A 6,924-nucleotide genomic window follows, 5' to 3' on the forward strand; every position below is an offset into this window, starting at 1 on the left:
TGAGTGCGTGAGAGACTGACCGGCATGGGTGATACCGCCACGCTGGTACTGCTTCGCCACGGCGAAAGCGAATGGAACTCGCTGAACCTGTTCACCGGTTGGGTCGACATCGGCCTCACCGAAAAGGGCCGGACCGAAGCCGTGCGCAGCGGTGAGCTGCTGATCGAAAACCACCTGTTGCCCGACGTCCTCTACACCTCGCTGCTGCGCCGCGCCATCTCCACCGCGCACCTGACGCTGGACGCCGCCGACCGGCTCTGGATCCCGGTGCGGCGCACCTGGCGGCTCAACGAACGCCATTACGGGGCGCTGCAGGGGCTGGACAAGGCAGAGACCAAGGCCCGCTACGGCGACGAGCAGTTCATGGCCTGGCGACGCAGCTATGACACGCCGCCCCCACCCATCGAGAAGGGCAGCACCTACAGCCAGGACACCGATCCCCGGTACGCCGACATCGGCGGTGGCCCGCTCACCGAGTGCCTGGCCGACGTGGTCGTGCGCTTCCTGCCGTATTTCACCGACGTCATCGTCCCGGATCTGCGCAGCGGCAAGACGGTGCTGATCGTGGCGCATGGCAACTCGCTGCGGGCCCTGGTCAAGCACCTCGACCAAGTGTCCGACGACGAGATCGCCGAATTGAACATCCCGACCGGCATCCCGCTGCGCTACGACCTGGACGCGGCCCTGCGGCCCGTGGTGCCCGGCGGCACCTATCTCGACCCGGAGGCGGCCGCCGCCGGGGCCGCCGCGGTTGCCAGCCAGGGCCGCGGCTGAGGCCGGCGCGCCCGCGCCGTTTTGCCAGATATAGGCCTTTTTAGCCAAACATCGCGTGAACGAGAGCGGAACACCTGTTGCGCAAGGTGTGACTTGTCCGATTTTGGCCTCGTTGCGCTAGGGCAGCGTTCAGGAAGATTTGTAGGATTTGCTATGTGACTGTGTTCTCGGCGCTGTTGCTGGCCGGGGTTTTGTCCGTGCTGGCACTGGCCGCAGGTGTGCTGGTCGGGACCCGGCTGTCACCGCGCGCGGTGCAGCGCCGCCAGCGGGTCGGCACCGAATGGACCGGGATCACCGTCGCGCAGATGCTGCAACGCATTGTGGCGCTGATGCCGCTGGGCGCGGCGGTGGTGGACGCGCATCGCGACGTCGTCTATCTCAATGACCGGGCCATGGAGTTGGGCCTGGTGCGCGACCGTCAGCTCGATGACCAGGCCTGGGAGGCGGCGCAGCAGGCCCTGACCGGCGTGGACGTCGAATTCGACCTGCAGCCGGCGAAACGAGCGGGTGGCCGCTCCGGGCTCTCGGTACACGGGCAGGCCCGATTGCTCAGCGAAGAAGACCGCCGGTTCGCCGTGGTCTTCGCCCACGACCAGTCCGACTACGCGCGGATGGAAGCGACCAGGCGCGACTTTGTTGCCAACGTCAGCCACGAGCTCAAGACCCCGGTGGGTGCCATGGCGCTGCTCGCCGAGGCCCTGCTGGCCTCGTCCGACGACTCCGAAACCGTGCGGCGGTTCGCCGAGAAAGTGCTCGTCGAAGCCAATCGGCTGGGAGACATGGTCGCCGAGCTGATCGAGCTGTCCCGGCTACAGGGAGCCGAACGGCTGCCCACCGTCATCGAGGTCGACGTCGATAAGGTTGTGGGCGAAGCGATTTCGCGCCACAAGGTGGGAGCCGACAACGCCGATATCGAGGTCCGCACTGACGCGCCCAGCGGTCTGCGGGTGCTGGGCGACGAAACGCTGCTGGTGACCGCCCTGGCCAACCTGGTATCCAACGCCATCGCCTATTCGCCGCCGGGTTCGCCGGTGTCGATCAGCCGCCGCCGCCGCGGCGAGAACATCGAGATCGCGGTGACCGACCGCGGCATCGGGATAGCCCTGGAAGACCAGGAGCGGGTTTTCGAGCGGTTCTTCCGGGGGGACAAGGCGCGCTCCCGCGCCACCGGCGGCAGCGGATTAGGCCTGGCGATCGTCAAGCACGTCGCGGCCAACCACAACGGCAGCATCGGCGTGTGGAGCAAGCCCGGAACCGGATCGACATTCACCCTTTCCATTCCGGCGGCCATGGCGTCTCATCAAGACGATGGCGAATCCGAGCAGTCGCAGGGCCGCGACGTGCGGCCCAACCGCTCACAACGAGAGGAAGAACTAAGCCGATGACCCGCGCGTATGACGATGCAGAGCGCAGCGATGAGGAGGAATCGCGCCGATGACCAGTGTGCTGATCGTGGAGGACGAGGAGTCGCTGGCCGATCCGTTGGCGTTCCTGCTCCGCAAGGAAGGTTTCGAGGCCACCGTGGTGACCGACGGTTCGGCCGCGCTGGCCGAATTTGACCGGGGCGGCGCCGACATCGTGCTGCTCGACCTGATGCTGCCCGGAATGTCCGGCACCGACGTCTGCAAGCAGCTGCGTGCGCGTTCGAGCGTGCCGGTGATCATGGTGACCGCCCGGGACAGCGAGATCGACAAGGTGGTGGGCCTCGAGCTCGGTGCCGATGACTATGTGACCAAGCCGTATTCGGCACGTGAGTTGATCGCGCGGATCCGAGCGGTGCTGCGCCGTGGCGGTGACGACGATTCCGAGATCAGCGATGGCGTGCTCGAATCCGGTCCCGTGCGGATGGATGTCGAACGCCATGTCGTTTCGGTCAATGGTGACGCGATCACCTTGCCGCTCAAGGAGTTTGACCTTCTCGAGTATCTGATGCGCAACAGTGGGCGGGTGCTGACCCGCGGACAGTTGATCGATCGGGTGTGGGGCGCCGACTACGTCGGCGACACCAAGACACTCGACGTCCACGTCAAGCGCCTGCGGTCCAAGATCGAAGCCGACCCGGCCAATCCGGTGCACCTGGTGACGGTGCGGGGGCTGGGCTACAAGCTCGAAGGCTAAACCGCGTTCGATGTGCGTTCAGCGCGTTCGGTGTGTACTGAGGGCGGGGTTAGTCGGCGTGTCGTCGCCCTATACGCATACTCAGCGGGCGCTGACCACCTCGTCGGCTACCCCTAGCGCGAGCGCCATGATCGACAGCTGAGGATTCACTTCCGGGCAGCTGGGCAGGATCGACGCGTCGGCCACCCAGACACCGCGCACGCCACGCAGCCGACCCGTCGCGTCGACCGGACACAACTGCTCATCGGCGCCCGCCGCTGCGGTCCCGGTCGGATGAAACGCCGCGACGTGCAGGCTTCTCGGGTCGGCGCGACGCAGCGAATCCTGCAGTGCGGGCAGCGACGTAACCGTCTTGGCATGCGGCAGACCGGTGAGGACCTCGAGGGCTCCCGCGGCGAACAGTAGTCGCCCCATGGCCTCCATCGCCGTCACGAGCTTGGCGGCGTCGCGCCTGTCGATCGGGTAGCGCATCACCGTCTCGCCGCGAACCGACGACACCGAGCCGACGCCACGGTCGGCCACCATGGCGCCGAGCGTGGCGACCTGCGGCGCTCGGTCGAGCCAGCCGAGTAGTTCAGCGCCGTAGCCCGGGAAGACCATTGACCCCATACCCGGCGGGGTGGACGTGGCTTCGATGAGCACGCCGTGGGACTCGTGCAGCTCGTGGACGGCGGCGCTTTGCAGCACGCCGTGCCAGGCGACGACGTCGGAATCGAAGCGCCCGGCGAGCACCGTTGCGGGATGCAGCGCCAGATTGCGGCCGACCCGCGGATGCGCACCAATATTGCTGCGCCGCAGTAGATTCGGTGTCTCTGTGGCACCTGCGGCGACAACGACCGTGTCGGCCAGGACGTCCAGTGCGGTGCCGTCGGGACGGCGTGCGCGCACCCCGTAGGCACGCCCGTGCCGGTGCAGTACCCGTTCCACGCGGGCGTGCGAGACGATCCGCGCGCCCGCCGCGCAGGCCTGCGGCAGCGCGTTGAGGTGCACCCCGAACTTGGCGTTGCGTGGGCAGCCGATAGCGCACTGGCAACAGCCCTCACAGCCCGGGGCGTTGCGCGGGATGGGCGCCGCCTGCCAGCCCAGCGTCGTGGCGGCGTCGAGCAGCAGGCGCCCGTTGCGGCCCATGATGTCCATCGGCACCGGCGCGACCCCCAGCGTGCGTTCGACTTCGTCGAGGTGGTTCGTCAGCCGGACGTGGTCGGCCAGGCCGAGACCGAAGGTGTCGCGCCAGCGCCGTGCGACGGCGGCGGGCGGCCGGTAGCAGGTGCCGGAGTTCACGACGGTGGTGCCCCCGACCGCGCGGCCGATCGGCAGCACCACTGACGGGCGTCCCAGCGCGACGGTGGCTCCGCCGCCGCGGTACAGCCCGGCGTAACGGTCGATCGGGTGGGTGGTGCGGAATTCCCCGACCGTCCAGCGACGTCCCTCCTCGAGTACGACGGTGTCGAGACCCGCCCGCGCCAGGGTTCGGGCCACCATCGCGCCGCCGGCGCCCGAGCCGACGACCACCGCCTCGGCGGTGACGACGGACGGGCAGTCGGCCGAGGAGGTGATGGTGAGGTCCGGATCGGGGCGCGCCACGTCGTTCTCGCGGGCGCGGGCGAAGAGCTCGGACGCATAGGTGTCGGCACCGTTTGCGAGCAACACGATCGCCTTGAGCGCCTCGAGGACAGCACCGGCCTCCGGGCTGAGCGAAGCCACTCGGCGCAACACCTGATCTCGGCCGCCGGGGCTGAGCCGCGATAGTGACCGGCCGGTGGTGAGATAGCTTGCGGCGCTTACTGATGTGAATCCGGCACGCACTCCCAGCCTGGATGTCGCCGGTAGCTGGGTGAGGTAACGCTCGATGCGCTCAGCCAGCTGAGCCGCTGGCGGGCCGCCGTGTTCCTCGGGCAACAGCGCGGTGCCGAACGACGTGGTTGCCCGCTCGGCCGCACGGCTCATACCAGGAATCCGAGCCGGCGGCCCATCTTGATGAAGAACGGATAGGTCGCGAAGATGGCGGCCGCCGCCGCATGCAGGGGCCAACCCCCTGTTGCGGTGTCTACCCCGAAAACCCCGCTGTTCCACATGAAGTCGCGCCCGTTGCGGGCGCGGAACGGCCGCCACAGCAGTCCGAGCCCGGGCACGTTGTTGTAGAGGCCGAACGACCCGCCGAAGAAGATGCCAAGGACCGCGGCCTCGGCGACGTCTCGCCGGTCGGATGGCACGTGCCGCTCGATGAGCGCGCCGCTGGCGATCAGCAGCGGCGGGTCGAGAAGGAAGCTCATGTCAGGATCCTTTCGTTGATGTCGGGCGCCTCGACGCCGCGCAGGCCTACCTCGGCATGTCCGAGCACCGACCAACGGCGGTCGTCGACTTCGACGTGAATGTCGGCCTGTTCGGTGTTCGTGCACACCGCGGTGCCGCCGTCGGGGTCGGTGTAGCCCAGGCTCACGCAGCGGTCCGGCGGCTGGTCGACCCGGATGAGCACCCGGCGATCGCCGATGCGTCCTTCCAGCTGCCAGTGCCGCGGGCCGAGAGTCGTCCGCATCCGCAAAGACGGCAAAGTGCTTGCGGGCCAGTCCTTTCCGTCGATGCGGAAGCGCACGAAAGCCAGCGGCGCGAGCCTGCGCAAGCCCGGCTTGTGTGACACGGCGGTGACCACCTCGAGGACGTCGCCGCCACCGAGGTCGGCGTGGATCCACCCCCAGCGCTTGGCGTTTCCGTGTCCGTAGATGTGGGCGACGCAGCCGCGCCACCCCTCGATGGGTGCGGCGGCCTCTGCCACGGTCAGCGAGCCGGCGAAGTCGGCGGTGGGGGCGAGGACGACCTGGGCGCCGGGCAGCAACTCGCGCTCCCAGGTCAGGCGCGGGAACGTCCACAGCGGGCGAGCGGTGTCCCGCCAGGACAGGTCCCAGGCGAGCGACCCGGCCCGGCCGCCGAGTTGCCCATCGGCCACCCGGACCCCGGCGGCGTTGAACCAGTCGGCGCCGGCCGCGGGCCGAGCGGGCTCAGGGCCGAAGCGCTCGGTGCGGGGTGACCCGTCGGGCGGAAACCAGGTGGTCCAGCCGTGCGCGTAGGCGGAGCCCCGCAGCGGCGCCACGGTCTCGCAGTGGATCCATAAGCCCGCGCGTGTCCGTGGGTCGGACAGGCTGGCGTACCAGACCTCGAGGCGTCCTGCCTTGCCGCGCCAGCGTGGGGCCGCGGCCGACCGTGTTTCGTCGTCCATAACGTGCTCCCGTCGCCGACGCCGTCCACTATATTGGTTGAGCCAATGAACCAGTCAAGCCCGTTTCAGCCGCCAGATCGCCAGCGGGTGGATGAGCAGATCGCCGCCTCGATCGCCGACGCCATCCTCGATGGCGCGTTTCCGCCCGGCTCTGCCTTGCCGCCGGAGCGCGACCTGGCTGAGCAACTCGGTGTCAATCGCACGTCGTTACGGCAGGGCCTGGCCCGCCTGCAGCAAATGGGTCTGATCGAGGCCCGACACGGCAGCGGCAACCTGGTGCGAGATCCCCAGGCGCTCACCCATCCCGAGGTGGTCGAGGCACTGGTCCGCCGACTAGGACCCGAGTTCTTGGTGGAGCTGCTCGAGATCCGGGCGGCGCTGGGTCCATTGATCGGCCGGTTGGCGGCGCAGCGCAGCCTGCCCGAGGATGCCGAGGCGCTGCGCGCCGCCCTGGTGGCGGTCTGGGACGCCGACAGCGCGGCGACGCGCCAGGCCGCCGACCTCGACTACTTCCGCGTGCTCATTCACTGCAGTCGCAACCGCGCGTTGGGATTGCTCTACCGCTGGGTCGAGCAAGCCTTCGGTGGCCGCGAACACGAACTCACCGCGGCCTATGACGACGCCGCCGCGGTGGTAGCCGAACTGGGGGCGATCACCGAGGCGGTGCTGGCGCGCGACGCGGCGGCGGCCGGCGCCGCCGTCGAGGCGTACCTCAGCGCCAGCGCCCTAAGGATGGTCGTGGCTTACCGCACCGAAGCCTGAAGTATGCGGCTACTCGGCTATGCGAGTCGCCGGGTGCACCGCGATGAGCCCTAACT

The 6,924-nt window shown here is 68.8% G+C and carries 7 protein-coding genes; 4 read left to right on the forward strand and 3 right to left on the reverse strand.

Annotated features, from left to right (window positions below; all coding sequences use genetic code 11):
• The first annotated feature begins 24 nt into the window (after positions 1 to 24).
• From VFW69_RS03150 to regX, 3 genes are all read left to right on the forward strand, one after another.
• Positions 25 to 774 (forward strand): phosphoglyceromutase, encoded by a 750-nt coding sequence (locus tag VFW69_RS03150; RefSeq protein WP_526498073.1) that lies wholly within the window; start codon positions 25 to 27, stop codon positions 772 to 774.
• 155 nt (positions 775 to 929) lie between these two features.
• The gene (locus tag VFW69_RS03155) at positions 930 to 2,159 is read left to right on the forward strand and encodes a sensor histidine kinase (protein ID WP_526498075.1); all 1,230 of its coding nucleotides are present in this window, start codon (positions 930 to 932) and stop codon (positions 2,157 to 2,159) included.
• Between the two features lie 49 nt (positions 2,160 to 2,208).
• Positions 2,209 to 2,892 (forward strand): two-component sensory transduction protein RegX, encoded by a 684-nt coding sequence (gene regX, locus VFW69_RS03160; RefSeq protein ID WP_067103096.1) that lies wholly within the window; start codon positions 2,209 to 2,211, stop codon positions 2,890 to 2,892.
• An 81-nt stretch (positions 2,893 to 2,973) separates the two neighbouring features.
• Here regX and VFW69_RS03165 read toward each other — a convergent pair whose 3' ends face one another.
• From VFW69_RS03165 to VFW69_RS03175, 3 genes are read right to left on the reverse strand one after another with little or no spacing between them, the layout of a single operon-like run.
• On the reverse strand, positions 2,974 to 4,839 hold the full coding sequence (locus tag VFW69_RS03165; RefSeq protein WP_526498078.1) for a GMC family oxidoreductase N-terminal domain-containing protein: 1,866 nt from the start codon (positions 4,837 to 4,839) through the stop codon (positions 2,974 to 2,976).
• Positions 4,836 to 5,165 carry a hypothetical protein gene (locus tag VFW69_RS03170; RefSeq protein ID WP_526498080.1) on the reverse strand — a complete coding sequence of 110 codons (330 nt, stop codon included), beginning with the start codon at positions 5,163 to 5,165 and terminating at the stop codon, positions 4,836 to 4,838. Before VFW69_RS03170 ends, VFW69_RS03165 begins: the two co-directional genes overlap by 4 nt.
• Positions 5,162 to 6,106 (reverse strand): tocopherol cyclase family protein, encoded by a 945-nt coding sequence (locus tag VFW69_RS03175; protein WP_526498082.1) that lies wholly within the window; start codon positions 6,104 to 6,106, stop codon positions 5,162 to 5,164. The genes VFW69_RS03170 and VFW69_RS03175 overlap by 4 nt, the downstream gene beginning before the upstream one ends.
• 45 nt (positions 6,107 to 6,151) lie before the next feature.
• Between VFW69_RS03175 and VFW69_RS03180 the strand changes: the two genes are divergently transcribed.
• Positions 6,152 to 6,868 (forward strand): FadR/GntR family transcriptional regulator, encoded by a 717-nt coding sequence (locus VFW69_RS03180; protein WP_526498084.1) that lies wholly within the window; start codon positions 6,152 to 6,154, stop codon positions 6,866 to 6,868.
• The last annotated feature ends 56 nt before the right edge of the window (positions 6,869 to 6,924 follow it).

The organism is Mycobacterium sp. (assembly GCF_036273375.1).
Taxonomy (GTDB): domain Bacteria; phylum Actinomycetota; class Actinomycetes; order Mycobacteriales; family Mycobacteriaceae; genus Mycobacterium.

Coding starts and splice junctions, on each gene's coding strand:
- VFW69_RS03175 (WP_526498082.1), bottom strand. CDS start 6,106: ATGGACGACGAAACACGGTCGGCCGCGGCCCCACGCTGGCGCGGCAAG.
- VFW69_RS03150 (WP_526498073.1), top strand. CDS start 25: ATGGGTGATACCGCCACGCTGGTACTGCTTCGCCACGGCGAAAGCGAA.
- VFW69_RS03170 (WP_526498080.1), bottom strand. CDS start 5,165: ATGAGCTTCCTTCTCGACCCGCCGCTGCTGATCGCCAGCGGCGCGCTC.
- VFW69_RS03180 (WP_526498084.1), top strand. CDS start 6,152: ATGAACCAGTCAAGCCCGTTTCAGCCGCCAGATCGCCAGCGGGTGGAT.
- VFW69_RS03165 (WP_526498078.1), bottom strand. CDS start 4,839: ATGAGCCGTGCGGCCGAGCGGGCAACCACGTCGTTCGGCACCGCGCTG.
- regX (WP_067103096.1), top strand. CDS start 2,209: ATGACCAGTGTGCTGATCGTGGAGGACGAGGAGTCGCTGGCCGATCCG.